This is a genomic window from Bacillus sp. SIMBA_008, from assembly GCF_046535495.1.
GTDB classification, from domain to species: domain Bacteria; phylum Bacillota; class Bacilli; order Bacillales; family Bacillaceae; genus Bacillus; species Bacillus subtilis.
Genome location: NZ_JAWRWL010000004.1, coordinates 209,007 through 235,383 on the forward strand (window position 1 = coordinate 209,007; position 26,377 = coordinate 235,383).

The window sequence follows — 26,377 nt, forward strand, 5'->3', positions numbered from 1 at the left end:
AGCGAAACATATGAGTCAATTTAGCAAGGATCAGGTTCAAGATATGTATTACCTATCGCCGATGCAGGAAGGGATGCTTTTTCATGCCATCCTGAATCCCGGCCAAAGCTTTTACCTTGAACAAATCACGATGAAAGTAAAAGGCAGCTTGAATATCAAATGTCTTGAAGAAAGCATGAATGTGATCATGGACCGGTACGATGTATTTCGTACCGTGTTCATTCACGAAAAAGTAAAAAGACCTGTCCAAGTCGTATTGAAAAAACGGCAGTTCCATATAGAAGAAATCGATCTGACACACTTAACGGGCAGCGAGCAAACAGCCAAAATCAATGAGTACAAAGAACAGGATAAGATCAGGGGTTTTGATTTGACGCGGGATATTCCGATGCGGGCAGCCATTTTCAAGAAAGCTGAAGAAAGCTTTGAATGGGTGTGGAGCTACCACCACATTATTTTGGACGGATGGTGCTTCGGCATCGTCGTACAGGATCTATTTAAGGTATACAATGCTCTGCGCGAACAAAAGCCGTACAGCCTGCCGCCCGTCAAACCGTATAAAGACTACATCAAGTGGCTTGAAAAGCAGGATAAACAAGCATCGCTCCGCTACTGGCGCGAGTACTTGGAGGACTTTGAAGGACAAACGACGTTTGCGGAGCAAAGGAAGAAACAGAAGGACGGCTATGAGCCGAAAGAGCTGCTCTTTTCACTGCCGGAGGCGGAAACAAAGGCCTTTACCGAGCTTGCAAAATCGCAGCATACCACTTTGAGTACGGCGCTGCAGGCAGTCTGGAGCGTATTGATCAGCCGCTATCAGCAGTCTGCTGATTTGGCCTTCGGTACAGTTGTTTCAGGGCGTCCCGCGGAAATCAAAGGCGTTGAACATATGGTCGGGCTGTTTATCAACGTTGTCCCGAGACGTGTGAAGCTGTCTGAGGGTATCACATTTAACGGCTTGCTCAAGCAGCTGCAGGAGCAATCGCTGCAGTCTGAGCCGCATCAATATGTGCCGCTTTATGACATCCAAAGCCAGGCCGATCAGCCGAAACTGATTGACCACATCATTGTTTTTGAGAACTATCCGCTTCAGGATGCGAAAAATGAAGAAAGCAGTGAAAACGGCTTTGATATGGTGGATGTTCATGTTTTTGAGAAGTCGAATTATGATCTCAACCTGATGGCTTCCCCTGGAGATGAGATGCTGATTAAGCTTGCCTATAATGAGAATGTGTTTGATGAGGCGTTTATCCTGCGCTTGAAATCTCAGCTTCTCACAGCAATTCAGCAGCTCATCCAGAATCCGGATCAGCCTGTCAGCACGATCAACATCGTTGACGACAGGGAGAGAGAATTTTTGCTAACCGGCTTAAACCCGCCGGCTCAAGCTCGTGAAACAAAGCCTCTGACGGATTGGTTCAAGGAAGCAGTGAACGTCAATCCGGATGCACTGGCGCTTACGTATTTCGGCCAGACCCTGTCTTATCGCGAATTAGATGAGGAAGCGAACCGCCTTGCACGCCGGCTGCAAAAACACGGTGCGGGCAAAGGTTCTGTTGTAGCGCTGTACACGAAGCGCTCACTTGAACTGGTGATCGGCATTCTCGGTGTATTAAAGGCGGGAGCAGCCTATCTGCCGGTTGATCCGAAGCTGCCAGAGGACCGAATCTCGTATATGCTGGCTGACAGTGCGGCAGCCTGTCTTCTGACGCATCAGGAGATGAAAGAACAAGCGGCTGAGCTGCCGTATACAGGCACAACGCTCTTCATTGATGATCAAACACGGTTTGAAGAACAGGCAAGCGATCCTGCAACCGCGATTGATCCTAATGATCCGGCATATATCATGTACACGTCCGGCACAACCGGAAAGCCAAAGGGCAATATCACCACTCATGCCAATATTCAAGGATTGGTCAAGCATGTAGACTACATGGCATTCTCTGAGAAAGATACATTCTTGTCTGTTTCGAATTACGCCTTTGACGCATTTACTTTTGATTTCTATGCTTCTATGCTGAATGCGGCACGGCTCATTATCGCAGATGAACATACGCTGCTTGATACAGAACGGCTCACAGATCTGATCCTGCAAGAGAATGTCAATGTCATGTTTGCGACAACCGCACTATTTAATCTTCTCACAGATGCGGGAGAGGATTGGATGAAGGGACTACGCTGTATATTATTCGGCGGAGAGCGCGCCTCAGTGCCTCATGTCAGAAAAGCGCTGCGGGTCATGGGGCCGGGCAAGCTGATTAACTGCTACGGGCCGACTGAGGGAACAGTGTTTGCGACTGCTCACGTCGTGCATGATATACCGGATTCCATCTCCTCATTGCCGATTGGAAAGCCGATCAGCAATGCCAGTGTTTATATTCTGAATGAGCAAAGCCAGCTCCAGCCATTCGGGGCGATCGGTGAACTGTGCATCAGCGGAATGGGCGTGTCAAAAGGATATGTAAATCGTGCTGACCTCACGAAGGAAAAGTTTATCAAGAACCCGTTCAAGCCGGGAGAAACGCTTTACCGCACAGGGGATTTAGCACGCTGGCTGCCGGATGGAACGATTGAATACGCCGGCCGTATTGACGACCAGGTCAAAATACGCGGACACCGGATTGAGCTTGAAGAAATCGAAAAGCAGCTGCAGGAATACCCAGGTGTGAAAGATGCGGTCGTTGTGGCGGACCGCCATGAGTCTGGCGATGCATCAATCAATGCCTACCTTGTGAACCGAACGCAGCTTTCAGCTGAGGACGTGAAGGCGCACCTGAAAAAACAGCTTCCTGCTTATATGGTGCCGCAAACCTTTACCTTCTTGGATGAGCTTCCTTTAACGACGAACGGGAAAGTCAATAAACGGCTGCTCCCAAAACCTGATCAGGATCAGCTGGCGGAAGAATGGATTGGACCGCGGAACGAGATGGAAGAAACAATCGCACAAATCTGGTCTGAGGTTCTCGGCAGAAAGCAAATTGGCATTCATGACGATTTCTTTGCGCTCGGAGGGCATTCCTTAAAGGCCATGACCGCCGCTTCCCGCATCAAGAAAGAGCTTGGGATTGATCTTCCTGTAAAGCTTTTATTTGAAGCGCCGACGATCGCCGGCATTTCAGCGTATGTGAAAAACGGGGGCCCTGATGGCTTGCAGGATGTAACGATAATGAATCAGGATCAGGAGCGGATCATTTTCGCATTCCCGCCGGTTCTGGGCTATGGCCTTATGTACCAAAATCTGTCCAGCCGCTTGCCGTCATACAAGCTGTGCGCCTTTGATTTTATTGAGGAGGAAGACCGGCTTGACCGCTATGCGGATTTGATCCAGAAGCTGCAGCCGGAAGGGCCTTTAACATTGTTTGGATATTCAGCGGGATGCAGCCTGGCGTTTGAAGCTGCGAAAAAGCTTGAGGAACAAGGCCGTATTGTTCAGCGGATCATCATGGTCGATTCCTATAAAAAACAAGGTGTCAGTGATCTGGACGGACGCACGGTTGAAAGTGATGTCGAAGCGTTGATGAATGTCAATCGGGACAATGAAGCGCTCAACAGCGAAGCCGTCAAACAAGGCCTCAAGCAAAAAACACATGCCTTTTACTCATACTACGTCAACCTGATCAGCACAGGCCAGGTGAAAGCAGATATTGATCTGTTGACTTCCGGCGCTGATTTTGACATGCCGGAATGGCTTGCATCATGGGAAGAAGCTACAACAGGTGCTTACCGTATGAAAAGAGGCTTCGGAACACACGCAGAAATGCTGCAGGGCGAAACGCTAGATAGGAATGCCGGGATTTTGCTCGAATTTCTTAATACACAAACCGTAACGGTTTCATAAATGAAGTGATGAAAGGAGGAGACAGCCAATGAGCCAACTCTTCAAATCATTTGATGCGTCGGAAAAAACGCAGCTCATCTGTTTTCCGTTTGCCGGCGGCTACTCGGCGTCGTTTCGCCCTCTCCATGCTTTTTTGCAGGGGGAGTGCGAGATGCTCGCTGCCGAGCCGCCGGGACACGGCACGAATCAAACGTCAGCTATTGAGGATCTCGAAGAGCTGACGGATTTGTACAAGCAAGAACTGAACCTTCGCCCTGATCGGCCGTTTGTGCTGTTCGGACACAGTATGGGCGGAATGATCACCTTCAGGCTGGCGCAAAAGCTTGAGCGTGAAGGCGTCTTTCCGCAGGCGGTTATCATTTCTGCAATCCAGCCGCCTCATATTCAGCGGAAGAAAGTGTCCCACCTGCCTGATGATCAGTTTCTCGATCATATTATCCAATTAGGCGGAATGCCCGCAGAGCTTGTTGAAAATAAGGAGGTCATGTCCTTTTTCCTGCCTTCTTTCCGATCAGATTACCGGGCTCTTGAACAATTTGAGCTTTACGATCTGGCCCAGATTCAGTCGCCTGTTCATGTCTTTAACGGGCTTGATGATAAAAAATGCATACGAGATGCGGAAGGCTGGAAGAAGTGGGCAAAAGACATCACATTCCATCAATTTGACGGCGGGCACATGTTCCTGCTGTCACAAACGGAAGAAGTCGCAGAACGGATTTTTGCGATCTTGAATCAGCATCCGATCATTCAACCGTGATCAAAAGCGGACAGCTTCGGCTGTTCCGCTTTTTTTGTGTAGAATGCCAACTTTTGCATGGTATAATAGTCGAAATACTCAAACAAAGGCAGGTCGAAACATGCGCACGTCTCCCAGGATGAAATGGTTTGTATTGCTGTTTACGTTTGTTTTCGCCATCGGAATGAACTCATTCAGAAATTCCTTTCAATTTTTTATGCTGCCAATGGCGGATGCCTTCCATGCCGACAGGTCGCTGATTTCGGTTTCTGTCAGCATTTTTATGATCACAACCGGCATCGTCCAGTTTTTTGTCGGTTTTTTTATCGACCGTTTCAGTGTCAGAAAAATTATGGCGCTTGGAGCTGTCTGCATCAGCACAAGCTTTTTGGTGCTTCCTTATTCACCGAATGTTCATGTGTTTTCCGCCATTTACGGTGTGCTTGGCGGAATCGGCTATTCCTGCGCGGTCGGCGTGACGACCCAGTATTTCATCAGCCGTTGGTTTGACATACACAAAGGTCTGGCGCTTGCTATTTTGACCAATGCCAACTCTGCGGGCCTGCTGCTTCTCTCGCCCATTTGGGCTGCGGCTCCGTATCATGCAGGCTGGCAGAGCACCTATACGATTTTGGGAATCGTCATGGCGGCTGTTCTGCTGCCGCTCCTCGTCTTTGGGATGAAGCACCCGCCGCATGCGCAAGCGGAGTCTGTGAAAAAATCTTATGATTGGCGGGGGTTTTGGAACGTGATGAAGCAATCCCGCCTCATTCATATCCTGTACTTCGGCGTGTTTACTTGCGGATTTACAATGGGAATTATTGATGCTCACCTCGTCCCGATACTTAAGGATGCGCATGTCTCTCATGTCAACGGAATGATGGCCGCGTTCGGGGCGTTTATCATCATTGGCGGATTATTGGCAGGCTGGCTGTCCGATCTCCTCGGGAGCAGAAGCGTCATGCTATCCATCTTATTTTTCATTCGGCTGCTCAGCCTCATTTGCCTGCTCATTCCCATTCTCGGAATTCATCACAGCGACCTTTGGTACTTCGGGTTTATCCTGTTATTCGGGCTCAGTTACACAGGCGTGATCCCGCTGACCGCGGCGTCAATTTCGGAAAGCTATCAAACAGGATTGATCGGATCGCTGTTAGGCATCAATTTCTTTATCCATCAGGTTGCCGGAGCTCTCAGCGTGTATGCGGGCGGTTTGTTTTTTGACATGACTCATGGTTATTTGCTGATTGTCGCTGTGTGCATCGTGTTTGTGGGTTTATCGGCTGTAATAGAGCTGGTGCCGTTTTTAGATAAACAGAAGGCAAAAGAAACCCACCATTCAATATAAAAGGATCAGCACTGTCAATGCTGATCCTTTTTAAATTTGAGTTTTTTTGTTCCGGTATTTTTAAGGATAATCTCCTTGAATCTGTTCATTTCCTCTTTGGAATGAAAAAAACGTTTTGGGATCGCAATATATTGGCCACTTGATGTATTGACCCTGAAGATATTATTATATTCGAAAACAGCTGTGATTTCATCCCAATTGAAAATGAGGTCATATTTTTTAGAACATATACGAATTCCTTCTTGGTTCAGAGTATATGTTCTTTTAGATTTCATCCGTTCGTTCTTCTTGTATGCTCTGGAAAACTTCACATATAGAAGAAGGAGGAGCAGCAGTGTAAACAGAACTGACATCACGATAATCAACATACTGTTCATAAACAAGTTAAGCGCGTCACTGCCATAAACGATACGGGGCCATCCGTTAATGAAGTTAACTGCAGTAAATATGGCGCAAAACAACAGAAAGTAAAAGCATGATATTTTTGCGATTTGATAAAAAAAGATTTCTCTTACATCCTTAAAAGCGATTTCTCCTGGAAGATTGATACTTTCACTAGCATATTGAATCATACGGTAAACCTACACCTCTAACCATGTTTTTCCTTTCAGTCTAGCATAATTTCTCATTTTTTTGCAGGCATACCAGGGCGCTTTGTTTTTTTCTCCAGATTGATATTGCTCCCCACCACGCCAATCATAATACAAACAGCCCCGGCAAGATGATACCAGGCCAGGCTTTCGTTGAGAATCACAACTCCTGCAATCATCGTCACAATGGTAGATACATGATTAAAAGCGCTCATTTTAAACGCCTCAATTCGCGACAGCGTATAGTTAGACAGAAATGAAGTGACAAGTGAAGACAGCACGCCCAAATACACAATGGCGAGAACGAAGCCGGGCTCCCGGAACGGCAGAAAATAAGTGCCGACTGTTCCCGCCGCTCCGTGACGCACAAGGGCGATGGCGTTGAAGACGACAAAGCCGATGGCTGACATGATGTAGGTGAGCTCTGTCAGCTTGAACCGCTGCGTCATTTTTCTGGCAGCAGTATTGTACATCGCTGAAGACAAAGCGGACAATAGGATCAGCAAAGACCCTTTTAAGCTGGCTGATTCCACGTCAACGCCTTTCATCACAAAAATAAACATGACGCCGGCAACGGATAAAACCGTGAACCCCTTTTGCGTCCACGTTGGGCGTTCCTTTAAAACATAAGCGGCAAAGACCATCGTGAAAATCGGAATGGCTGCCTGAATAATTCCCGCTTCAGAGGAGGACGAGTACACAAGGCCGAATGCCTGAAAGCTGAAAAATAACGCGGGATACAGCAGGGCGAGCGGCAAAATGGCAATGACGTCCTTTACGCGGATTGATAGCTTTACCCAGCCGAATAAAATCGGTACAGTGGCCGCAGCAAACGCAATGGTGAACCGATGCGCCAAAATATCAAACGGCTCTGCTGTTTGCAGTGCGATTTTTACGAATAGAAAGGATAAACCGATAATGAACGAATATAAAGTAGCCGCTATATAAGCGGGGGCTTGCTGATGTTTAACCATAATGGGAAGGGCTCCTTTACCTGAATTGCAGCGCCGGTCGCTCCCTTTATTGTATGGCCGCGGTCAGAACGGTACAATGAGAAAAACAATGAACTGTACCGGTACAAAACAGGGGGAGAAGGCATGGAGAAATATATGAGTCTAGTAACGAGGATAGAGGAGATGATGCAAAGCACCGCCTATCAAGAAGGAGACAGGCTTCCATCTATCCGTCAGCTGTCCGCCCGCTACCAAGTCAGCAAAAGCACAGTGATCCGCGCGCTGCAGGAGCTGGAAAAGCGCCACCTTATCTATTCTGTTCCGAAAAGCGGCTATTATATTGTGAAAAAGACGGGAAAAGCCAAAAGCGGGCAGCTTGGCCCCATCGACTTTGCCACATCTGCGCCGGATCCAGATGTGTTTCCGTATCTTGATTTTCAGCACTGTATCAACAAAGCGATTGATACATACAAAAACGATTTGTTTATTTATGGGACGCCAAAGGGGCTTCCATCACTCATCCGCGTACTCCGAAAGCTCTTGGCCACTCAACAGGTATTTGCGGATGAACGGCATATTTTCATTACATCAGGTGTCCAGCAGGCGTTATCCTTGCTTTGTGCCATGCCGTTCCCAAATGGGAAAGAGAAGATCGCCATTGAACAGCCGGGCTACCATTTGATGGTCGAACAGCTTGAGACGGTCGGGATTCCCGCCATCGGGGTGAAACGAACAGAAGAAGGGCTTGATATAGCCAAGGTTGAGCGGTTATTTCAAACAGAATCGATTAAATTTTTTTATACGATGCCGCGCTTCCATAACCCGCTTGGGTGCTCATTGTCAGAGCGTGATAAACAGGAGCTTGTGAGACTGGCAGAAGCGTATGATGTCTATCTCGTTGAGGATGATTACCTCGGTGATCTGGAGGAAAATAAAAAGGCAGATCCGCTGTACGCATATGATCTGTCCTCACATGTCATCTATTTGAAAAGCTTCTCGAAAATGATGTTCCCCGGCCTCCGCGTGGGGGCGGCTGTTTTGCCCGAAGCGCTGACTGACACGTTCTATGCGTACAAAAAACTGAACGACATCGACTGTTCGATGATTTCTCAAGCGGCATTGGAGATTTACCTGAAAAGCGGTATGTATGGAAGGCATAAGGAGAAAATCAGAGATTCTTATAAAGAGCGGTCGCTGAGGCTACATCAAGCCATTCGAACTCACAGGCAGCTGGGAAGCGGACGCTTTACGTTCTCCAGCGGGCAGGCACCCTGTATGCACACCCATCTGGTGCTTCCTCAGGATCTGCCCGCCTCAAGAGTGATTCATAGACTGAAAAAACAAGGGGTTCTCCTTGAGGCGATAGACCGTCATTATTTATCAGATTATCCGAAAGAAAATCTATTAAAAATCAATATTTCCAATGTGAAAACGGAAGATATTGAGCGCGGTGTCAAGCTGTTGATGAGCCATTTATAAAAGCTCTTCGTACGAAACCATTGTGATATCCTCAGGGAAATCAGGGTGTGCGGCGCATACAGCCATTTTGTAGCCGGGATCGACCTCATACGTTTTGATATAGCATGGGGAATGGCTGTCCGGAAGCTCAATGGATACTTGTCCGTCCTGGTGCAGGCGCACTGAAAAGGAATCAAGCGGAAGCGATAAGCCTTTGCCTTCCTGTTTGATAAAGCTTTCTTTCATTGACCATAGATGATAAAAATAGTCTGTCTGCTCGTCCTTGTCTTTTGCTAAAAGGTCGCTGTACTCTGTTTTTGAAAAGAAGCGCTTGGCGATCTCAAGGCTGATCGGTTTCGTTTTTTCGATATCTATGCCGATCGGCTGTGAATCAAACGCACCAATGACCCAGCGGCCGGAGTGAGAAATGTTGAAATGAGCGTCGGGAAGATCAGGGATGCACGGCTTCCCGTATTCCTGTGTGCTAAAGCGGATATCGGATTTGTCCAACTGATACTGCCTGCTTATGACTGAGCGAACGAGCACATCTCCCAGCAGGGTGCGGTGAGCATCTTCTTTATGATAAAATCTCCGGCATTTCTCCCGTTTTTCAGGTGATATGAAAGACATGAACCGTTCATTTTCTTCCTGTGAAAGCGGGCGGTCCATATAAATTCCGTAAATCTTCATTCTAGATCCTCCGTCTGCAAAAGATTGTCAAAACCATCCTATCATACTTCCACAAGACTCATATAGAGGAGAAAATAAAAAAACAAAGCCAAGGCGGCTTTGTTTTAGTGTACAGGCGGAGATGCTTTCACAGCGGCTGTCCGCCTTGCCACAGCATAATTCAGCAACTGGATTGACTGGGGCAATGAAAAGCGCAAAATAAGTCCGGTGAGGATGGCGGTCAAAATGGTGCCAAAACCGATCGGCCCGCCCATGCCCCATGCCGCAAACAAAATGGTTATTTCCATGCCGTTCCGCACCCATTGCACATTCCAGCCGGTTTTTTCTGTAATCAGCATCATCAGTGAATCACGCGGCCCCGCGCCAAGGCCTGCTGATACATAAACACCGACGCCGTAACCGATCAGCACTACGCCGAGAGAGAAGACGATGATCGAGCCTGTATAGGTCGAGGGGGCAGGCAGAATGAAATTGAAAAAATCTATAAATACACCAATGAGCACCATATTCAGGAGGGCCCCAATTTTCGGCCAAGCCCTCGTAAACAATGACGTGAATCCGACGATGAGCGCTCCAATAATGATGGACCACTGGCCGACGGTAAGCCCGAAGTGCTGAAACAGGCTGTAATGAAATGCATCCCACGGACTAATGCCGAGTGCTTTTCCTTCTATCGTCAGGGATACACCAAAAGCCAAAATGATCAAACCGGCAAAATAAAATGTCCAGCGCAGAACAAGTTCTTGCTTCACGTGAGGTCCCTTCTTTCGTAAAAATCAGTCGATTGTCATTGTAGCACATCTGACAGAAGGGCGGAATAGGCGAAAGGGGCTCAACAAAAAAACAGGGTCGCCGCAGGCGCCCTGTTTCAGCGTGTTGGCAAACCCTTGCATTCGTTGTCAGGCCTGTGCTTCGGTGCTCACGAATTTAACATTCGCTGTGCTCCAATGCTCGCCCTTCCTAGACTTCAAAGGTTTTCAATCACGCTGAAAATCACAAAATCCTAAAACGAAAATCGTTTTAGGATTTTGTCAATAATCTGAAACAGGGCGATGGCGCCCTGTTTTTCTTATTACAGCGGGTTCAAAATCCGGTTCAAGAACCGCTGTGTCCGTTCTTCTTTTGGTGCAGAGAAAATTTGCTCCGGCGGTCCTTGCTCCACGATAACGCCGCCGTCGATGAAGATGACTTCATCCGCAACTTCCTGCGCGAACTTGATTTCGTGGGTCACGACGACCATGGTCCAGCCTTCATTGGCCAAGTCCTTGATAACCTTCAGCACCTCTCCGACAAGCTCGGGATCAAGCGCTGAGGTCGGTTCGTCAAACAGCATGAGCTCAGGCTGAATCGCCAGTGCGCGGGCGATGCCGACGCGCTGCTGCTGGCCGCCGGAAAGCTGGAACGGATATAAATCCATTTTGTCCTTCAATCCGACTTTATCAAGAAGCTGAATCGCTTCTTTTCTGACTTCCTCTTTGTTCCGTTTTTGCACCTGAATAGGGCCCTCCATCACGTTTTCGAGGGCTGTGCGGTGCGGGAACAGGTGATACGCCTGAAACACCATTCCGGATTTTCGGCGAAGCTTTAGGATATCCGCCTGTTTCACCTTTTTGGAGAAATCGATGGAGAAATCATCAAATGCAAGCTCTCCGCGATTCGGGATCTCCAGAGCGTTCAGGCAGCGAAGCAGCGTCGTTTTCCCTGAACCTGAAGGCCCAAGTATGGCGATGACTTTTCCTTTTTCAATCTTCATATCTATCTTTTTTAAAATTTCATTTTCACCGAATGATTTGTTTAATCCTTTAACGGTAAGCATACTCGGAACCTCCTTATTTGGCCACGTAGCGGTCAAGACGCCGTTCGATGACATGCTGGACGAGTGAGAGCAGGAAGCAGATAATCCAATAAATAAAGGCTGCTTCAATATAGATCACTAAAATTTGATCAAGATTCCGCGCGCCGATTTCCTGGGCTTTTCTGAACAGCTCAGCGACCAGAATTTGAGAGGCGAGGGATGTATCTTTAATCAGGCTGATAAAGGTATTGGATAATGGCGGGATCGACACACGAAACGCCTGCGGCAAAATGACGCGGAACAGCGTTTTTTGATGTGTCATGCCAATTGTGTAGCCGGCTTCCCATTGCCCTTTCGGCACGGATAAAATAGATGCCCGAATGATTTCAGATGCATAGGCGCCGACGTTTAAAGAAAAGGCGATAACTGCGCTTGGAAATGGATCTAATGTGACGTTAAAGGCCGGGAACAGATAGAAAATGATGAACAATTGAACGAGAAGAGGAGTGCCGCGTATTGCGGATACGTATACGCTGAACACCCATCTCAAAGGTCTCACTTTCGACATTCTGGCAAGCGCCGTAATCAGCGCCAGGATCATTCCGAATATAAAGGAAAGAATCGTAAGGGGAATCGTATAGTAGATTCCCCCTGAAAGTATCGGCCAGAATGACTGCTGCACCAGATCCCACGGGATCGCCGTGCCAAGCGTCAATGCCGGCAGATTATTTAGAAACATCTTCGCCGAACCATTTTTTAGATATTTTAGAAAGAGTCCCGTCCTCTTTCATTTCTTTTAATGCTTTGTTGACTTGATCAACAACCTCGCCGCTTCCTTTACGGAACGTGAAATATGTTGACTGAGGATCACCTGTTTCAAACGCGATTTTCACGTTTTTATTGCCAGATGTTTTTAAGTAGTTCAATACGGCAAGCTTATCGTTGTATGTCATATCGACGCGGCCTTGCTGGATCATTTGAAGGGCCTGCGCCATACCTTCAACGCCTTCTACTTTAGCGCCGGCATTTGTAGCTAATTTGTTGTAGTTGCTTGTCAGTGATTGAGCTGACGTTTTTCCTTTTACATCTGCTTCAGACTTAATATCGTTGTTGTCTTTTTTCGTTACGACAACGGCTCTTGATGTTGTGTATTTATCTGAGAAATCATATTTGTCTTCACGATCTGTTTTTCCGACTTGGTTGGCAACAACGTCAAACCGTTTGGAATTCAGGCCGGCAAACATACTGTCCCACTGTGTTTCCTTAAAGTCGACTTTAAGCCCGAGGCGTTTTGCGACTTCTGTGATAACTTCGACATCATAGCCAGTCAATTTATCAGTGTCTTTGTCGTGGTAAGTGAACGGCTCATATGTTCCTTCCGTTCCGACTGTGAGCACACCTTTTTTCTTAATTGAAGCCCAAAGATCGCCATCTTTGGCATTATCTTTTGACTGATTGTCATTTCCTGCTCCGCAAGCTGCAAGAGCTGCAATACTTACGACCATGAATAAAGCCAATAATGCTTTTTTCATCTTATTCCCCACTTTTCTGGTTGATTTTATTGAAATAAAAAAATAGCTTACAAATCTAAAGGATAACTTTTTTTTAGTATGAGTCAAGTAATTGGTTTTCATAAGGCAAAATCTTTTAAAATAAATCCAAAAATTGCTGTGCCGGTTTAGGCAAATAACTGTCCGTTCTCCACATGACAGCCGGTGTCATAATGAAGGGATTATTTTCGATATGGACGGTGTGAACGTGATTTCTCATATGAACGGGAATCATTGTGACGGGCAAAATAGACGCGCCGAATCCGGATGACACGAGGCTGAGCAAAGTTGCAGAGTCGTGGCATTCACAAACAATGCGCGGCTCCAGGTTCAAACGATGAAATTCATTCATGACCTGATTATAGACGCCTTTTCCGTTGACAGGCCGCAGCAGGATCAGCGGAAATGAAGGAATGTCCTCCATCTTAATGGTGTCTCCGCACGGATATCCGGCTTCATCTGAAAGCACGAGCACACATGGAATGTCATCAAGCTGTTTGAATTGTACTGTATCACTTTTGATCAGTGTTGTCGTGACCGCCGCATCGATTTGCCGGCTTTCCAGCAGCTCCAACAGTGTCGCGGGTTCATTTTCCCAAATATTAAAGGTGAGATGGGGGTATCTCTCTTTGATCTGTGTTACTTTTTCAAGCATCAGAGCCGCGCAATAAATCGTTGATCCCACGGCAAGTGTGCCGGCTACTTCCTCCTTCAGCTCCTGTACCTCAATGACTGCATCTTCAAACCTATGCAGAATCTCTTTTGCTCTTTTTAGAAAAACAGCTCCTTCATATGTAAGAGTCATTTGTTTTTTCTTGTTACGGTCAAACAGAACAACACCAAGTTCGTCCTCCAGCTGTTTGAGCTGCCTGCTTAAAGGCGGCTGCGCCATGTGAAGCTTTTTGGCTGCGGACGTAATTTTCTGTTCTTGGGCAATGGTAATGAAGTATCGAAGCTGGCGAATATCCAAAAGAAAGCGCCTCCTTATCATACCTTTTAGGTATTAAATATAGATTTAATAGATATTTTTCATATGGATATATCAGGAGTATGATTGAAATGAAAGCAGAATTCAAGCGTAAAGGAGGGGGCAAAGTGAAACTCGTTGTCGGAATGACAGGGGCAACAGGGGCCATTTTCGGGGTCAGGCTGCTACAGTGGCTGAAGGCCGCCGGAGTGGAAACCCATCTCGTTGTGTCTCCTTGGGCAAACGTCACGATCAAACACGAAACAGGCTATACCTTACAAGAAGTAGAACAACTGGCCACATACACTTACTCACATAAGGATCAGGCGGCAGCCATTTCAAGCGGGTCGTTTGATACCGATGGAATGATTGTTGCGCCGTGCAGCATGAAATCTCTCGCGAGCATTCGCACCGGCATGGCGGATAATCTGCTGACACGTGCGGCGGATGTCATGCTCAAGGAGAGAAAAAAACTCGTCCTCTTAACGAGAGAGACGCCTTTGAACCAAATTCATCTCGAAAATATGCTAGCGCTTACGAAAATGGGCACAATCATTCTTCCTCCGATGCCGGCATTTTATAATCAGCCGAGCAGCTTAGAGGAAATGGTTGACCATATTGTATTCAGAACGTTGGACCAATTCGGCATTCGGCTTCCTGAAGCGAAGCGCTGGAATGGGATTGAAAAACAAAAAGGAGGAGCTTGATCATGGCCTATCAAGATTTCAGAGAATTTCTCGCAGCCCTTGAAAAAGAAGGACAGCTGCTTACAGTGAATGAAGAGGTAAAGCCGGAACCGGATTTAGGGGCCGCCGCACGGGCAGCCAGCAATCTTGGCGATAAAAGCCCCGCGCTCTTATTTAACAACATTTATGGCTATCATAACGCGCGAATTGCGATGAATGTCATCGGCTCTTGGCCAAACCATGCAATGATGCTGGGCATGCCGAAAGACACACCGGTTAAAGAACAGTTTTTTGAATTTGCGAAGCGTTATGACCAGTTTCCGATGCCGGTCAAACGTGAGGAAACAGCGCCATTTCATGAAAATGAAATCACAGAAGATATCAATTTGTTCGATATACTGCCTCTTTTCAGAATTAACCAAGGTGATGGAGGCTACTATTTAGACAAAGCATGTGTCATTTCCCGTGATCTTGAAGACCCTGACAACTTCGGCAAACAAAATGTCGGCATTTACAGAATGCAGGTCAAAGGAAAAGACCGTCTCGGCATTCAGCCTGTTCCGCAGCACGATATTGCAATCCATCTGCGCCAAGCTGAAGAACGCGGCATCAACCTTCCGGTCACTATTGCGCTCGGCTGTGAGCCGGTCATTACAACGGCGGCATCGACTCCGCTTCTCTATGATCAATCAGAATACGAAATGGCAGGTGCGATTCAAGGCGAACCATATCGCATCGTCAAATCAAAGCTGTCTGATCTGGATGTTCCGTGGGGCGCTGAAGTGGTGCTTGAAGGTGAGATTATTGCCGGAGAGCGCGAATATGAAGGGCCGTTCGGTGAATTCACAGGCCATTATTCCGGCGGACGCAGCATGCCGATTATCAAAATTAAACGCGTCTATCACAGAAACAATCCGATCTTTGAACATTTATACTTAGGCATGCCTTGGACAGAATGCGATTACATGATCGGCATTAACACATGCGTGCCGCTTTATCAGCAGTTAAAAGAAGCGTACCCGAACGAAATTGTGGCAGTGAACGCCATGTACACACACGGTTTAATCGCGATTGTTTCCACAAAAACCCGCTATGGCGGATTTGCGAAAGCGGTCGGCATGCGCGCACTCACAACGCCGCACGGACTCGGCTACTGCAAAATGGTCATTGTCGTTGATGAGGATGTCGATCCATTCAACCTTCCGCAGGTCATGTGGGCGCTTTCGACCAAAATGCATCCGAAACACGATGCGGTCATCATTCCGGACTTATCTGTCCTGCCGCTTGATCCGGGATCCAATCCATCAGGAATCACTCACAAAATGATTCTTGACGCCACTACACCGATTGCGCCGGAAACAAGAGGCCATTATTCACAGCCGCTTGATTCTCCGCTAACAACGAAAGAATGGGAACAAAAACTAATGGACTTAATGAATAAATAAGGAAAGGATGTTCGAAATGCATACATGTCCTCGATGCGACTCAAAAAAGGGAGAAGTCATGAGCAAATCGCTTGTAGAAGGCGCATGGGAAGTTTATCAGTGCCAAACATGCTTTTTTACATGGAGATCCTGTGAACCGGAAAGCATTACAAATCCCGAAAAATACAATCCAGCGTTTAAAATTGATCCAAAGGAAACAGAAACAGCAATTGAAGTTCCGGCGGTGCCGGAACGAAAGGCTTGATCGGCGTGAACAGTATGTCAGACCGTCTCTTTGAGCTGCTTGACGGGAGATGCCTGAATGAGAAGCAGCATGAGGCCTTCGTTCTGCAAACAGTATCAGAGGATGGCTGGCCGCATGCCGCTATGATCAGTGCGGGTGAAATTATCGCGCTGAGCCGAACTGATATCCGAATCGCTCTGTGGAAAAACACAATGACTTCGGCCAACATCCTTCGCACAGGAAAAGCACAGTTCACGGCGTGGTGGAAGGGAGCGGCCTATTATGTAAAGCTTGAATGCGCGCCTTTACCGCCTTTGAAAGATGCCGAATATGATAGAGACCGTTTTTCCTGCCGCATCGTTTCAGTGAAGGAGGACGTTGCGAAATACGCTGATTTGACTTCAGGTGTCCGTATACAGCTTCACAGCCCTGAAGAGGTGCTGGGCAGATGGGAAAAGACCCTGGAAGATTTAAAGCGGTAATATCGATAGCCTGACGCCATGCGTCAGGCTTTTTTTATATAATGAAAACAAAGGGGGCGTGAGAAATGGAACGTGCGGGGATCTGTCACTCGGACGGCTTTGATTTAGCTTATCGAATTGAGGGCGAGGGCGCACCCATCCTTGTGATCGGGAGTGCGGTTTACTATCCGCGCCTTTTTTCCTCAGATATCAAACAGAAATATCAATGGGTCTTTGTCGACCATAGGGGATTTGCTAAGCCTAAGCGGGAGCTTCGTGCGGAGGATTCGGGGCTTGATGCCGTCTTGGCTGATATCGAAAGGATGAGAGCATTTCTTCAGCTTGAGGATGTTACTATTCTGGGACATTCTGGGCACGCTTTTATGGCTTTAGAGTATGCCAGGACATATCCCAAACAAGTTCGGAAGGTGGCGCTCTTCAATACTGCGCCTAATAACAGTGAGGAAAGACAGCGGAAAAGCGAATCATTTTTCATGGAAACAGCCAGTCTTGAGAGAAAGAAACGCTTTGAAAAAGACATCGTGAATTTGCCGCAGGACATCGAAAAAGATCCTGAAAGGCGCTTCGTGCACATGTGTATTCGCGCTGAAGCGAAAAGCTTTTATCAAGAGCGGCCGCATGCTGCGGCCTTATGGGACGGTGTATTCACGAATATGCCGATCATGGATGAATTATGGGGCAATACATTTGCCCAGATTGATCTTATTCAGCGGTTAGCTGATGTTCGTATACCGGTGTATATTGGATTAGGGAGATATGATTATTTGGTTGCGCCCGTTTCGCTATGGGATGCAGTTGACGGTTTATATCCCCATGTGGATAAGGTTATTTTTGAAAGGAGCGGCCATCAGCCGATGCTGGAAGAACCGGAAGTCTTTGATCAAAGCTTCAGCAAATGGCTTGATCAATAAAAAAACAGCCCGCAGATCAAAATCCGCGGGCTGTTTCTGATTATAAGACCCCTTTCATCGCGCGTTTGATCATCGGCGAGAGCAGCAGGAGAATGCCGCCAAGAACGATAGAAATCAAACCGATGGTGCCGAAGTACATTGTTTCAGGAATTTTATCAAACAATCCGGCTACTTGGGCATTGATCGCTTGGGCTGCTGCGTTCGTCAGAAACCACATACTCATTGTCTGTGCAGAGAAGGCAGCTGGTGCCAGTTTCGTTGTCACGGATAAACCGACTGGAGACAGGCACAGCTCTCCAAGTACGACAAGCAGGAAGCTGAGAACGAGCCAAAGCGGGCTTACGAGTGCTTCTTTTCCTTGCATAGCAGGGAATACCATAATGATAAATGACAATCCGGCTAAAATAATTCCGATTGAGAATTTAACTGGTGTAGACGGCTGGCGTTTGCCAAGCTTCATCCAGAGCCATGCGAATATTGGTGCAAAAATGACGACAAACAATGGATTTAATGATTGGAACCATGATGACTGAAGTTCGAATCCGCCCAATGAAAGTCTTATTCGTTCATCAGCGTATACCGCAAGAATGGTCGCTCCCTGTTCCTGAATGGCCCAGAACATGACAGCACCGATAAACAAAGGAATGTAAGCGGCAAGACGGGATTTTTCTGTGCTGTCCGCTTTTTTGCTTGTAAACATGATGATGAAATAAATGACAGGAATCAAAATACCGAGAATACTTACAAGGTCGATAAAACGATTGATCGTCAGCACGCCTGTTTGTACAGAGATCATCACTGCGATCGCCACGATGATAACACCGATTCCGGTGCCAATCGCAGATTTTTTAGACAGCGGATTCGGCACATTGGAACCTGCAAGCCCGAGGTTTTTCTTTCTTGTCAAAGCAAAAACGATAAGTCCGAGAAGCATTCCGACCGCGGCAGCTCCGAATCCGAGATGATAGTTGTACTTCTGTCCGAGTGTTCCGACAATTAACGGCGCGAGTAAACCACCGAGGTTAATCCCCATGTAGAAAATACTGAAACCTGAGTCGCGGCGCGGGTCTTCTTTCGTGTAAAGATCCCCAACTACGCTTGAAACGTTTGGTTTTAATAAGCCTGTTCCGACAATGATAAGCACCATACTGATATAGAATGCTATCGAACTGCCCGGATAGGCGAGTGCAATGTGGCCGAACATAATGAATATGCCGCCGTAAAACACGGTGTTTGCGGTACCGAATACCCGGTCAGCGAGCCATCCGCCAATAATGGTGGACATGTATACGAGTGATCCGTAAATCGACATAATGGCAACCGCAGTGCCCTTGTCAAAGCCGAGCCCTCCGTTTACCGTCTCTGTATACAAATAGTAAAGTAAGATTGCTCTCATTCCATAGTAAGAGAAACGCTCCCAAAATTCGGTGAAAAATAGTGTAAATAGTCCTCGCGGGTGACCAAAGAACCCTTTTTGCGGGACGCTTTTAATGATACTTTCGTTATCAATCGAAGCCATGTCAGCCAAACCCTTTCTAAAAAAAGTGTATTATAAAAATCATATTCTTATATAATACTTGTGTCAATATAATTTATACTCATTTCAAATAGTTCCATATTGGAAAAATTATAAATACCTAAAAATAGTGATTTCCTCCTAATTTTTAAACTTTTTATCGTGAGATTTTCTTACACAACTATTCCTTTATATTTTTTTAATAAAATTTTAGAGAAATGTACAAGCAGATCGGGCCTTTGTGAGTAACATGATAGTAATCATAGAGAAGGAGGCTCGCAATTGGCTGAATTCATATTAAATGCAGCGGATTTCGGTGTTCCTGGAGATGGTAAAACGGATTCGACAGAACGGATTAATCAGTGCCTCAGTACAGCTGTTTCGAAAGGCTATCATACTGTCTGGTTTCCAAAGGGAACATATTTAATAGACGCAACGCTTGGCGGAGATCTTAATCAGAGGTTTCGAAACGCGGGGATCATTGTTCCCGGCAACCTTGAGATTATGATGGACCCCGAATGTATCATGAAAGTGATACCGAATAGTTCGTGGGGTTATTCCGCATTTTATGTAGGCAAGCAAGAGAATATAACCATTTCCGGGGGACAAATTATCGGCGAACGGGATGAGCATACGTATGCCTCGGCAGGGATAAGGTCAACCCATGAATGGGGCTTTGGCATATGTATTGAAGGATGCTCGAATGTTGTCATTGATGATGTGAAAATATCCGATTTTACGGGCGATGGGATCATAGTCAGCCCAAGGGGATTAAAGACCAATCAAGATTATCGAACGTCAGAGCAAATTATCATCCGCCGCTGTGAGGTTCGGCGGTCGAGGAGAAATAACATTTCCATTACCGGATGTGACATGGTCACGGTGGAGGAATGCTTGATTGAAGATGCCGGAACGGGGAATGGAACAGCCCCGAAATTCGGAATTGACATTGAAGGATATGGCGAAGGTGACGTTGATTATGAGGAACCGATTAATGTATCAATTCGCAATAACCACTTTGTTGGAAACGTTTCAAGTTCTGTGACCAATTTTAACGGGTATGGCATTTTAATAGAAGGAAATCACTCAGACAATACAATCAGCTACGGATATGGGACGCAAACAGTGATCAAGGGCAATATTCTGAGACGCCCTGAAGACGCGGCGGCTGCGCCAAGAGTCGGGATAACCGGACTCGGTGTATCACAAGGAAAAGAGACCAGTGATGCAGTGATCGCTGGCAACCTCATTACCGGATTTTCAACTGGAATTGATGTCAGGGGAAAGAGCGTTCTTGTGACGAACAACAAAATCAGCAACTTTGAAAACACAGGGATATTGGTTTATCAGTCTTCCGATGTAAAGGTAGACGGAAACCAAATTCAAAACGGACTGTCTGAAACAAGGCGCAGCATCGGTCTTCGCGCAGTGCTGTCAGATGACATCGCTTTTCTGAATAACTGTCTCATTCAAGTCGTTGACGGTGTGAACGTTTCCGGCGGAAATATGATCATTAAAGATAATCTCCTGAGAAAATTCAGCCGGGGCATTTGGATTGCTCAAGGGAACGCGGTGATTGAAGGGAATACACTGAATCCTGACGCGTTTGAAGCAGTGCCGGAATCATATTCTGTTTCCGTCACAAACAATGCCGGCGCCATCATCAAAAACAATACATTTAAAGAGTTCAAAAATTACCCCATTTATTGCTCCACAAGTGCAAAAACCTCAATTATCGGCAACCACTTAGAGAGATCTCCGCTTTTGGTCACCATCTATATCAGCGCCGGTGTGCATGAGATTTTTGATAATACCATTTCAGTCAACAGAACAATCGGGAATCCGATTGTGATTTATATTAATGGCTCTGCAGGCTCTATCATCTCTGGAAACACCATCAATAACCTCTCCACGGGCACTGCGATAGCTATTCAAACAAACACGGCAACCAATTCCAAAATCATTGGCAACCGCATTTTTAAAGGGACAATCAACAAACACAGCAGTGATACAATAGACGGCAATATGATTGTCTGAAAAAAGCGCCCCCTCTAGGGGTTCTTTTTTTTCGATTTATAGATCACGTACATTTCTCTCACAAGTACTAAAACAAAAAATAAAAGCACGACCCATTCCGCAAATGTTGTCATCTTAAAGCTGGACATATTGTTATAAACGGCTTTTGTTAAACTGAACCCTTGAAGCATGTCCATCAACACAGAAATAGCTAATAAACAAATTAATATGACTCCGGTCACGCCCAATATCTTCATGCTTCATCATCCTCCGCTTTTAGTGTCTATCTTTGACGGAGAAGTTATACCGCATCTAACCCTAATGCATAATCTCAATTTTAAAAGGAAGAATATGAGAAAACGACAAGGAAAGGTATTTGTGTATGCCTTTATTTTCTAAGCGAAAGAACAATACCGATTCAAAAGACAAGCAGAATACAGACAAAAGGAACCAGGAACAGCAGCAAGAAAAAGAAAGGCCGGTTCTCATTTCTCCAAGTTTGGCAAAGAATATAGCGGAAACGAAAAAGGAAGTCGGAAGCAGCTCTGACGTCATCATTCGCGAGATTAAAATCGGGGAGCAGGATCGTGTCCATCTAGCTGTTATTTATATTGCTGGGCTGGTCGATAATAACACGATCCATGAGTCGTTAATCGATCCATTGGTACAGGATGAGTCTATCCAGAATTCCCATGCGATCCAGCAAATTCTTGAAAAAACGCTCCCGCTGGGCGGAGTGAAAGCGGAAAAGAGCTGGGACAAGCTTTTTTCCGAGTTAATGCTCGGCAATGCTCTCATTTTTGCTGATGGCTATGCCGAAGCGCTGATTTGCAGCACTCAAGGGGGAGAGCAGCGCTCCATCCAAGAGCCGAGCACCCAGGTGTCATTCCGCGGCCCGCGCCAAGGGTTTACAGAGTCTCTGCAAACCAATATTTCCATGATCCGGCGATACATTAAAAATCCGAATTTATGGGTTGAAAAAATGAAAAAAGGTTCTGTTACGAATACGGATATCGCTCTCATGTACATTCAAGGAATATGTGATGAAAAGGTGCTGAAGGAAGTGAAACAGCGCCTGGAAAAAATAGATATTGACAGTATTTTGGAATCTGGATATATTGAGCAGCTGATTGAAGATGAAACCTTTACGACGTTTCCGACTATGTATCATACAGAACGCCCTGATGTTGTAGCGGGTAATCTGTTAGAAGGAAGATTCGCAATTATTGTGGACGGAACACCGTTTGTGCTTATAGCCCCGGCCTTATTTGTCCAGTTTTTTCAGTCTGTTGAGGATTATTATTCGCGTTTTGACATTGCGACAAGCATAAGAATTCTTCGTGTTTTAGTCTTTTTCATTTCGCTTGTGGCTCCGGCCGTATACGTGGCAGCCACGACGTTTCATCAAGAAATGATACCGACTCAGCTGTTAGTGGTCATTGCGGCCCAGCGGGAAATTGTCCCGTTTCCGGCTGTTGTGGAGGCGCTGACGATGGAGGTTGCTTTTGAGATTCTGAGGGAAGCGGGAGTCAGGCTGCCCCGGGTTGTCGGCTCGGCAGTGTCAATCGTAGGCGCGCTCGTAATCGGCCAGGCTGCCGTACAGGCTGGTATCGTCTCTCCGGCAATGGTGATTATCGTGGCACTCACCGCGATTGCGAGCTTCGCAACACCGGCGTTTGCAATGGCGATTTCAGCTCGGCTTATTCGGTTTATCTTTATTATTGCCTCAGCTGTTATGGGTTTTTACGGGCTGATTTTAGGGATCATTATGATGTTTGTCCACTTATGCAGTCTTCGTTCATTCGGCGTTCCATATATGTCGCCGCTTGCACCCTTTTCTTCACAAGGCGTAAAGGACGCGCTTTTCCGGGTTCCGTGGTGGGCCGATGAAAAAAGGCCGGAATCGGTCAGTAAGGAAGATAAGGTGCGGCAGGGGCAAGATCAACGCCCAGAGCCGGCCGCTTCACGAGGAATGGTGAACAAAGATTTGGAAGAAGGGGATCAGAATGGTACGTAAATGTCTATTAGCCGTTCTCATGCTTTTGAGCGTCATTGTGCTGCCCGGCTGCTGGGATAAGCGGGAGCTGACGGATCTTGCGATTATCTCGGCGATTGGCATCGATCGGACAAACGACAGCAACTACGTGCTGCATCTTCAAATTATCAATCCAGGAAATGTTGCCGGCGGCCTTCAGGGAGGCGGTGCTGGAGACAGGCCGCCTGTATCTGTCTATTCAATTGAAGGTAACAATATAACGGAAGCACTCAGAAAAGCCTCCATGAAGGTATCACGGCGGCTTTATTTTGCCCATACCAATCTAGTCGTGATCAATGAAAAGCTGGCAAAAGAAGAAGGTTTGGATTTTGTATTAGATAATCTTGACCGGGACACAGAATTCAGGACAACAGCAACATTCGTCGTTGCTCATAAAACAAAAGCAGAAAATATTGTGAAAATCTTGACGCCAATTGATAAAATTCCATCAAATAAAGTCAATAAAACCCTGGATTTCACGGAGGCGCAATACGGCCGGGTGGTCAAAACCAATATTCAGGACGTTTTGAAAACACTTGCCGCCAACACTATGGCACCGGTTATCCCGGGATATATGATGATTGGTGACGATAAAAAAGGAGTCAGCATGGAAAACACGCAGGCGACTGACCCGAAAGCCATTCTTCAGGCAGATGGTTTGGCGGTTTTTGATAAGGCAGGTTATTTAAAATATTGGCTGGAAGATGATGAAAGCGTGGGGGCAGTCTGGCTTATGAATAAGATCCAGCATACGTTTATTAATGCTGACTGGGGCAAGACGAAGGATGCGGTCAGCTTGCAGGTTACCCATCAAGATACAAAGCTGGTACCGAAAATGCGGAACGGACGTCCGTACATCCATGTGAAAGTGTCGGTTGAAGGTATTATAGATGCTGTCAAATACCCTTTCCAATTGTCTGATCCCAAGGTGCTGGCCGCTATTGAAAAAGCGCTCAACAAAGAGCTTGAAAAGGAAATCAGCCATACTGTGAAAAAGATTAAGAAGAATAAAATAGATTTTATCGGTTTTGGTGACACGATATATAGAAAGTATCCGGAGCAGTGGGAGAAAATGAAGGACACTTGGGACAAAGAATATTTGCCGGAACTGCCCATCGATGTGAAGGCCGAGACGTATATCAGAAGGACGGGATTGCGAAACAATCCGATCAAACACCAGTTTAAAGATGATTAGGTCTGAAGAAAGGGGAAGTGACAGATGGAAAAAGCCAGAATAAGCATAAGGCAGCTGTTTGTCATGATTATCATTTTTGAACTGGGCAGCTCCTTATTGATTACACCGGGATCAATGGCGGGCAGGGATGCTTGGATAGCAGTTTTATTAGGCTGTGCGATCGGACTGTTTCTTTTCTATTTGTATCAAGGCATTTATCAATGTTATCCGAATTCTTCTCCGAAAGAATATATGGATGATATGCTGGGAACCAAGCTGAGCTGGCTGTTTTCATTTCTCTATATCTTGTACTTTGCCTATATTGCCGCAAGGGTGCTGCGTGACTTTGGAGAAATGCTGCTGACGTTTGCTTATCATGATACACCTATCATTATTGTAAATGCTTTATTAATGGTAGTAAGCATATATGCCGTAAGAAAAGGAATTGAAGTACTCGCACGCGCGGCCGAACTTCTTTTCGGGGCCATGTATTTACTGGGCGCGATCGGCCTTGTGCTGATTATTGTCTCAGGGACTATAGACCCGCACAATTTAAAGCCGGTTTTGGCAAACGGCATTTCTCCTGTCCTTCACTCTGTTTTCACACAGACCATGTACGTTCCATTTGGTGAAGTTGTTTTATTTGTGATGATTTTCCCTAACCTGAATGACAGAAAAGATGTGAAAAAAATGGGGATGATCGCCATGGCTATTAGCGGATTGATTGTGGCGCTCACCGTGGCGATTAATATTAGCGTGCTTGATGTTGATCTTACACTCAGATCCCAGTTTCCGCTTTTAAGCACGATCCAGACAATCAAGGTCGAAGAATTTTTAGACCGGCTCGATGTCTTTTTTATGCTGGCGCTGATCATCGGCGGCTTCTTTAAGGTCAGCCTCTACTTATATGCCACTGTGGTTGGGACATCTACGCTCTTTAAGGAAAAGAACCCCTCTCAATTGGCTTATCCGATGGGATTGGGCATCTTAATCCTTTCTATAACGATCGCGACTAACTTTTCAGAGCACCTGAATGAAGGCCTGAACGTGGTGCCGCTGTATATTCATTTGCCTTTTCAATTATTGTTTCCGCTCTTTCTGTTTATTGTGGCTGTTTGGAAAAAGAAACGAAGAGAGAAGTCAAAAGGGGCGGAAGCAAAAAAATGATAAAAAGAGCGGGGGGATGCAGCCGCCGCTCTTTTTATGTTCACTTCTATATAAAAGGGGGATATAGGGTGCGCCCCTGTCTGCACTGGCAGAGGCGCGTTTTGTTATACGACTGCGACGTTTTCCTTCACAGTAAAGCTTCCTCTTGAAAGTCTGATATTGATGTCTGACACTTTTGCAATTTGTTCATCGTGCGTCACCATAATGACGCATTTATCTTCCTTGTGCGCCAGATCCTGAAAGAGCCGTACGATCTCTTTTGATGTGTCCTCATCAAGGTTTCCGGTCGGTTCATCGGCTACGATAAGATCCGTGTCACAGCAGAAAGCCCTTGTAATTGATACCCGCTGCTGCTGTCCGCCGCTCAGTGTGAGCACTTTTTGCCGGGCTTGTTTTTCGTTGATGCCAACCTTCTGCAGCATGTCAAGCGCATATGATTCTTTGTTCTTTTCTTTAGAACCTGTGATTTCCATAGCGGTTGTGACGTTCTGCAAAGCCGTCATATACGGGAGCAGGTTGTACGCCTGAAAGACGATTGATACATATTGATTTCTGAAATTGGTTAAGCCGATTTTAGAAACCGCTTTTCCGTCGTAAAGGATGTTTCCTTCTTTTGGTGCGTCAAGTCCGCCTGCCAGAGACAGGAAAGTGGTTTTCCCCGTCCCTGATGTTCCGACGATTGTGTAGAATTTTCCTTTTTGAAAGCTGATGTTAATATCCTGAAACAATGGCTGGCTTTTGTCTTTATACCAGTAGCCGACTTGTTGAAATTGTAATAAGCTCATAGGTTCCGCCTC

General features: G+C 46.3%; 24 protein-coding genes. 13 read left to right on the plus strand and 11 right to left on the minus strand.

Annotated elements, in window-relative coordinates; all coding sequences use genetic code 11:
- Nucleotides 1–10: 10 nt before the first annotated feature.
- From srfAC to SB658_RS15100, 3 genes are all read left to right on the plus strand, one after another.
- The gene (gene srfAC, locus SB658_RS15090) at nucleotides 11–3,838 is read left to right on the plus strand and encodes a surfactin non-ribosomal peptide synthetase SrfAC (RefSeq protein ID WP_410601868.1); all 3,828 of its coding nucleotides are present in this window, start codon (nucleotides 11–13) and stop codon (nucleotides 3,836–3,838) included.
- Between the two features lie 28 nt (nucleotides 3,839–3,866).
- Entirely contained in the window at nucleotides 3,867–4,595 is a 729-nt protein-coding gene (gene srfAD, locus SB658_RS15095; RefSeq protein ID WP_015715230.1) for a surfactin biosynthesis thioesterase SrfAD, read from the plus strand.
- 100 nt (nucleotides 4,596–4,695) lie between these two features.
- The gene (locus SB658_RS15100) at nucleotides 4,696–5,922 is read left to right on the plus strand and encodes an MFS transporter (protein ID WP_106610911.1); all 1,227 of its coding nucleotides are present in this window, start codon (nucleotides 4,696–4,698) and stop codon (nucleotides 5,920–5,922) included.
- A 14-nt stretch (nucleotides 5,923–5,936) separates the two neighbouring features.
- Here SB658_RS15100 and SB658_RS15105 read toward each other — a convergent pair whose 3' ends face one another.
- Complete coding sequence (locus SB658_RS15105) at nucleotides 5,937–6,494, minus strand: YcxB family protein (protein WP_106610912.1); 558 nt, start codon at nucleotides 6,492–6,494, stop codon at nucleotides 5,937–5,939.
- Between the two features lie 53 nt (nucleotides 6,495–6,547).
- On the minus strand, nucleotides 6,548–7,486 hold the full coding sequence (locus SB658_RS15110; protein WP_122060533.1) for a DMT family transporter: 939 nt from the start codon (nucleotides 7,484–7,486) through the stop codon (nucleotides 6,548–6,550).
- Nucleotides 7,487–7,609: 123 nt separating this feature from the next.
- Between SB658_RS15110 and SB658_RS15115 the strand changes: the two genes are divergently transcribed.
- Entirely contained in the window at nucleotides 7,610–8,944 is a 1,335-nt protein-coding gene (locus SB658_RS15115; RefSeq protein WP_144500871.1) for an aminotransferase-like domain-containing protein, read from the plus strand.
- On the opposite strand, the gene SB658_RS15120 is transcribed toward SB658_RS15115, so the two are convergent.
- The 6 genes from SB658_RS15120 to bsdA form a co-directional block, all read right to left on the minus strand.
- Complete coding sequence (locus tag SB658_RS15120) at nucleotides 8,939–9,613, minus strand: 4'-phosphopantetheinyl transferase (protein WP_032726545.1); 675 nt, start codon at nucleotides 9,611–9,613, stop codon at nucleotides 8,939–8,941. The genes SB658_RS15115 and SB658_RS15120 overlap by 6 nt on opposite strands.
- Nucleotides 9,614–9,717: 104 nt before the next feature.
- The gene (locus SB658_RS15125; protein WP_014475783.1) at nucleotides 9,718–10,365 is read right to left on the minus strand and encodes a YczE/YyaS/YitT family protein; all 648 of its coding nucleotides are present in this window, start codon (nucleotides 10,363–10,365) and stop codon (nucleotides 9,718–9,720) included.
- A gap of 320 nt (nucleotides 10,366–10,685) precedes the next feature.
- Entirely contained in the window at nucleotides 10,686–11,429 is a 744-nt protein-coding gene (tcyC, locus tag SB658_RS15130) for a cystine ABC transporter ATP-binding protein TcyC (RefSeq protein WP_003234543.1), read from the minus strand.
- A 13-nt stretch (nucleotides 11,430–11,442) separates the two neighbouring features.
- On the minus strand, nucleotides 11,443–12,147 hold the full coding sequence (gene tcyB / locus SB658_RS15135; RefSeq protein WP_003234541.1) for a cystine ABC transporter permease TcyB: 705 nt from the start codon (nucleotides 12,145–12,147) through the stop codon (nucleotides 11,443–11,445).
- Nucleotides 12,134–12,940, minus strand: coding sequence for a cystine ABC transporter substrate-binding lipoprotein TcyA (tcyA, locus tag SB658_RS15140; RefSeq protein WP_015382752.1), 807 nt, complete (start codon nucleotides 12,938–12,940; stop codon nucleotides 12,134–12,136). Before tcyA ends, tcyB begins: the two co-directional genes overlap by 14 nt.
- A 115-nt stretch (nucleotides 12,941–13,055) precedes the next feature.
- Nucleotides 13,056–13,928 carry a transcriptional regulator BsdA gene (gene bsdA / locus SB658_RS15145; protein WP_003234533.1) on the minus strand — a complete coding sequence of 291 codons (873 nt, stop codon included), beginning with the start codon at nucleotides 13,926–13,928 and terminating at the stop codon, nucleotides 13,056–13,058.
- Between the two features lie 89 nt (nucleotides 13,929–14,017).
- Between bsdA and SB658_RS15150 the strand changes: the two genes are divergently transcribed.
- From SB658_RS15150 to SB658_RS15170, 5 genes are all read left to right on the plus strand, one after another.
- Nucleotides 14,018–14,632 (plus strand): non-oxidative hydroxyarylic acid decarboxylases subunit B, encoded by a 615-nt coding sequence (locus tag SB658_RS15150; RefSeq protein WP_014478815.1) that lies wholly within the window; start codon nucleotides 14,018–14,020, stop codon nucleotides 14,630–14,632.
- Between the two features lie 2 nt (nucleotides 14,633–14,634).
- Nucleotides 14,635–16,056: a phenolic acid decarboxylase BsdC gene (gene bsdC, locus SB658_RS15155; protein WP_410601873.1), complete on the plus strand. Its 1,422-nt coding sequence runs from the start codon at nucleotides 14,635–14,637 to the stop codon at nucleotides 16,054–16,056.
- A gap of 16 nt (nucleotides 16,057–16,072) precedes the next feature.
- Nucleotides 16,073–16,300: a phenolic acid decarboxylase subunit BsdD gene (gene bsdD / locus SB658_RS15160; RefSeq protein ID WP_144500872.1), complete on the plus strand. Its 228-nt coding sequence runs from the start codon at nucleotides 16,073–16,075 to the stop codon at nucleotides 16,298–16,300.
- Nucleotides 16,297–16,761 carry a pyridoxamine 5'-phosphate oxidase family protein gene (locus SB658_RS15165; protein WP_015715237.1) on the plus strand — a complete coding sequence of 155 codons (465 nt, stop codon included), beginning with the start codon at nucleotides 16,297–16,299 and terminating at the stop codon, nucleotides 16,759–16,761. Before bsdD ends, SB658_RS15165 begins: the two co-directional genes overlap by 4 nt.
- A gap of 65 nt (nucleotides 16,762–16,826) precedes the next feature.
- The gene (locus SB658_RS15170) at nucleotides 16,827–17,672 is read left to right on the plus strand and encodes an alpha/beta fold hydrolase (protein ID WP_120363264.1); all 846 of its coding nucleotides are present in this window, start codon (nucleotides 16,827–16,829) and stop codon (nucleotides 17,670–17,672) included.
- A gap of 40 nt (nucleotides 17,673–17,712) precedes the next feature.
- Here the strand turns inward: SB658_RS15170 and SB658_RS15175 are convergent, their stop codons facing one another.
- A complete protein-coding gene (locus SB658_RS15175) occupies nucleotides 17,713–19,191 on the minus strand; it encodes a peptide MFS transporter (RefSeq protein ID WP_043940051.1) in 1,479 nt (492 codons plus the stop codon).
- 279 nt (nucleotides 19,192–19,470) lie between these two features.
- Here SB658_RS15175 and SB658_RS15180 point away from each other — a divergent pair, with 279 nt between their 5' ends.
- The gene (locus tag SB658_RS15180) at nucleotides 19,471–21,225 is read left to right on the plus strand and encodes a right-handed parallel beta-helix repeat-containing protein (RefSeq protein ID WP_124060090.1); all 1,755 of its coding nucleotides are present in this window, start codon (nucleotides 19,471–19,473) and stop codon (nucleotides 21,223–21,225) included.
- Nucleotides 21,226–21,239: 14 nt separating this feature from the next.
- Here the strand turns inward: SB658_RS15180 and SB658_RS15185 are convergent, their stop codons facing one another.
- Entirely contained in the window at nucleotides 21,240–21,461 is a 222-nt protein-coding gene (locus SB658_RS15185; RefSeq protein ID WP_015715241.1) for a YczF family membrane protein, read from the minus strand.
- 125 nt (nucleotides 21,462–21,586) lie between these two features.
- On the opposite strand from SB658_RS15185, the gene gerKA reads away from it, so the two are divergent.
- The 3 genes from gerKA to gerKB are packed head-to-tail and all read left to right on the plus strand — an operon-like array spanning nucleotide 21,587 to nucleotide 25,580.
- Nucleotides 21,587–23,221, plus strand: a complete 1,635-nt coding sequence (gerKA, locus tag SB658_RS15190) for a spore germination protein GerKA (protein WP_101169811.1) — start codon at nucleotides 21,587–21,589, stop codon at nucleotides 23,219–23,221.
- On the plus strand, nucleotides 23,211–24,434 hold the full coding sequence (gene gerKC, locus SB658_RS15195) for a spore germination protein GerKC (RefSeq protein WP_124060089.1): 1,224 nt from the start codon (nucleotides 23,211–23,213) through the stop codon (nucleotides 24,432–24,434). The genes gerKA and gerKC overlap by 11 nt, the downstream gene beginning before the upstream one ends.
- A gap of 24 nt (nucleotides 24,435–24,458) precedes the next feature.
- Entirely contained in the window at nucleotides 24,459–25,580 is a 1,122-nt protein-coding gene (gerKB, locus tag SB658_RS15200; RefSeq protein ID WP_024571689.1) for an endospore germination permease GerKB, read from the plus strand.
- Nucleotides 25,581–25,684: 104 nt separating this feature from the next.
- Here gerKB and SB658_RS15205 read toward each other — a convergent pair whose 3' ends face one another.
- Nucleotides 25,685–26,365: an ABC transporter ATP-binding protein gene (locus SB658_RS15205; RefSeq protein WP_032722912.1), complete on the minus strand. Its 681-nt coding sequence runs from the start codon at nucleotides 26,363–26,365 to the stop codon at nucleotides 25,685–25,687.
- Between the last annotated feature and the right edge of the window lie 12 nt (nucleotides 26,366–26,377).

Coding starts and splice junctions, on each gene's coding strand:
- SB658_RS15150 (WP_014478815.1), top strand. CDS start 14,018: ATGAAAGCAGAATTCAAGCGTAAAGGAGGGGGCAAAGTGAAACTCGTT.
- gerKA (WP_101169811.1), top strand. CDS start 21,587: ATGCCTTTATTTTCTAAGCGAAAGAACAATACCGATTCAAAAGACAAG.
- bsdD (WP_144500872.1), top strand. CDS start 16,073: ATGCATACATGTCCTCGATGCGACTCAAAAAAGGGAGAAGTCATGAGC.
- SB658_RS15110 (WP_122060533.1), bottom strand. CDS start 7,486: ATGGTTAAACATCAGCAAGCCCCCGCTTATATAGCGGCTACTTTATAT.
- tcyA (WP_015382752.1), bottom strand. CDS start 12,940: ATGAAAAAAGCATTATTGGCTTTATTCATGGTCGTAAGTATTGCAGCT.
- SB658_RS15105 (WP_106610912.1), bottom strand. CDS start 6,494: ATGATTCAATATGCTAGTGAAAGTATCAATCTTCCAGGAGAAATCGCT.
- SB658_RS15205 (WP_032722912.1), bottom strand. CDS start 26,365: ATGAGCTTATTACAATTTCAACAAGTCGGCTACTGGTATAAAGACAAA.
- SB658_RS15115 (WP_144500871.1), top strand. CDS start 7,610: ATGGAGAAATATATGAGTCTAGTAACGAGGATAGAGGAGATGATGCAA.
- tcyC (WP_003234543.1), bottom strand. CDS start 11,429: ATGCTTACCGTTAAAGGATTAAACAAATCATTCGGTGAAAATGAAATT.
- tcyB (WP_003234541.1), bottom strand. CDS start 12,147: ATGTTTCTAAATAATCTGCCGGCATTGACGCTTGGCACGGCGATCCCG.
- SB658_RS15100 (WP_106610911.1), top strand. CDS start 4,696: ATGCGCACGTCTCCCAGGATGAAATGGTTTGTATTGCTGTTTACGTTT.
- srfAD (WP_015715230.1), top strand. CDS start 3,867: ATGAGCCAACTCTTCAAATCATTTGATGCGTCGGAAAAAACGCAGCTC.
- gerKB (WP_024571689.1), top strand. CDS start 24,459: ATGGAAAAAGCCAGAATAAGCATAAGGCAGCTGTTTGTCATGATTATC.
- SB658_RS15185 (WP_015715241.1), bottom strand. CDS start 21,461: ATGAAGATATTGGGCGTGACCGGAGTCATATTAATTTGTTTATTAGCT.
- SB658_RS15175 (WP_043940051.1), bottom strand. CDS start 19,191: ATGGCTTCGATTGATAACGAAAGTATCATTAAAAGCGTCCCGCAAAAA.
- gerKC (WP_124060089.1), top strand. CDS start 23,211: ATGGTACGTAAATGTCTATTAGCCGTTCTCATGCTTTTGAGCGTCATT.
- srfAC (WP_410601868.1), top strand. CDS start 11: ATGAGTCAATTTAGCAAGGATCAGGTTCAAGATATGTATTACCTATCG.
- SB658_RS15170 (WP_120363264.1), top strand. CDS start 16,827: ATGGAACGTGCGGGGATCTGTCACTCGGACGGCTTTGATTTAGCTTAT.
- SB658_RS15120 (WP_032726545.1), bottom strand. CDS start 9,613: ATGAAGATTTACGGAATTTATATGGACCGCCCGCTTTCACAGGAAGAA.
- bsdC (WP_410601873.1), top strand. CDS start 14,635: ATGGCCTATCAAGATTTCAGAGAATTTCTCGCAGCCCTTGAAAAAGAA.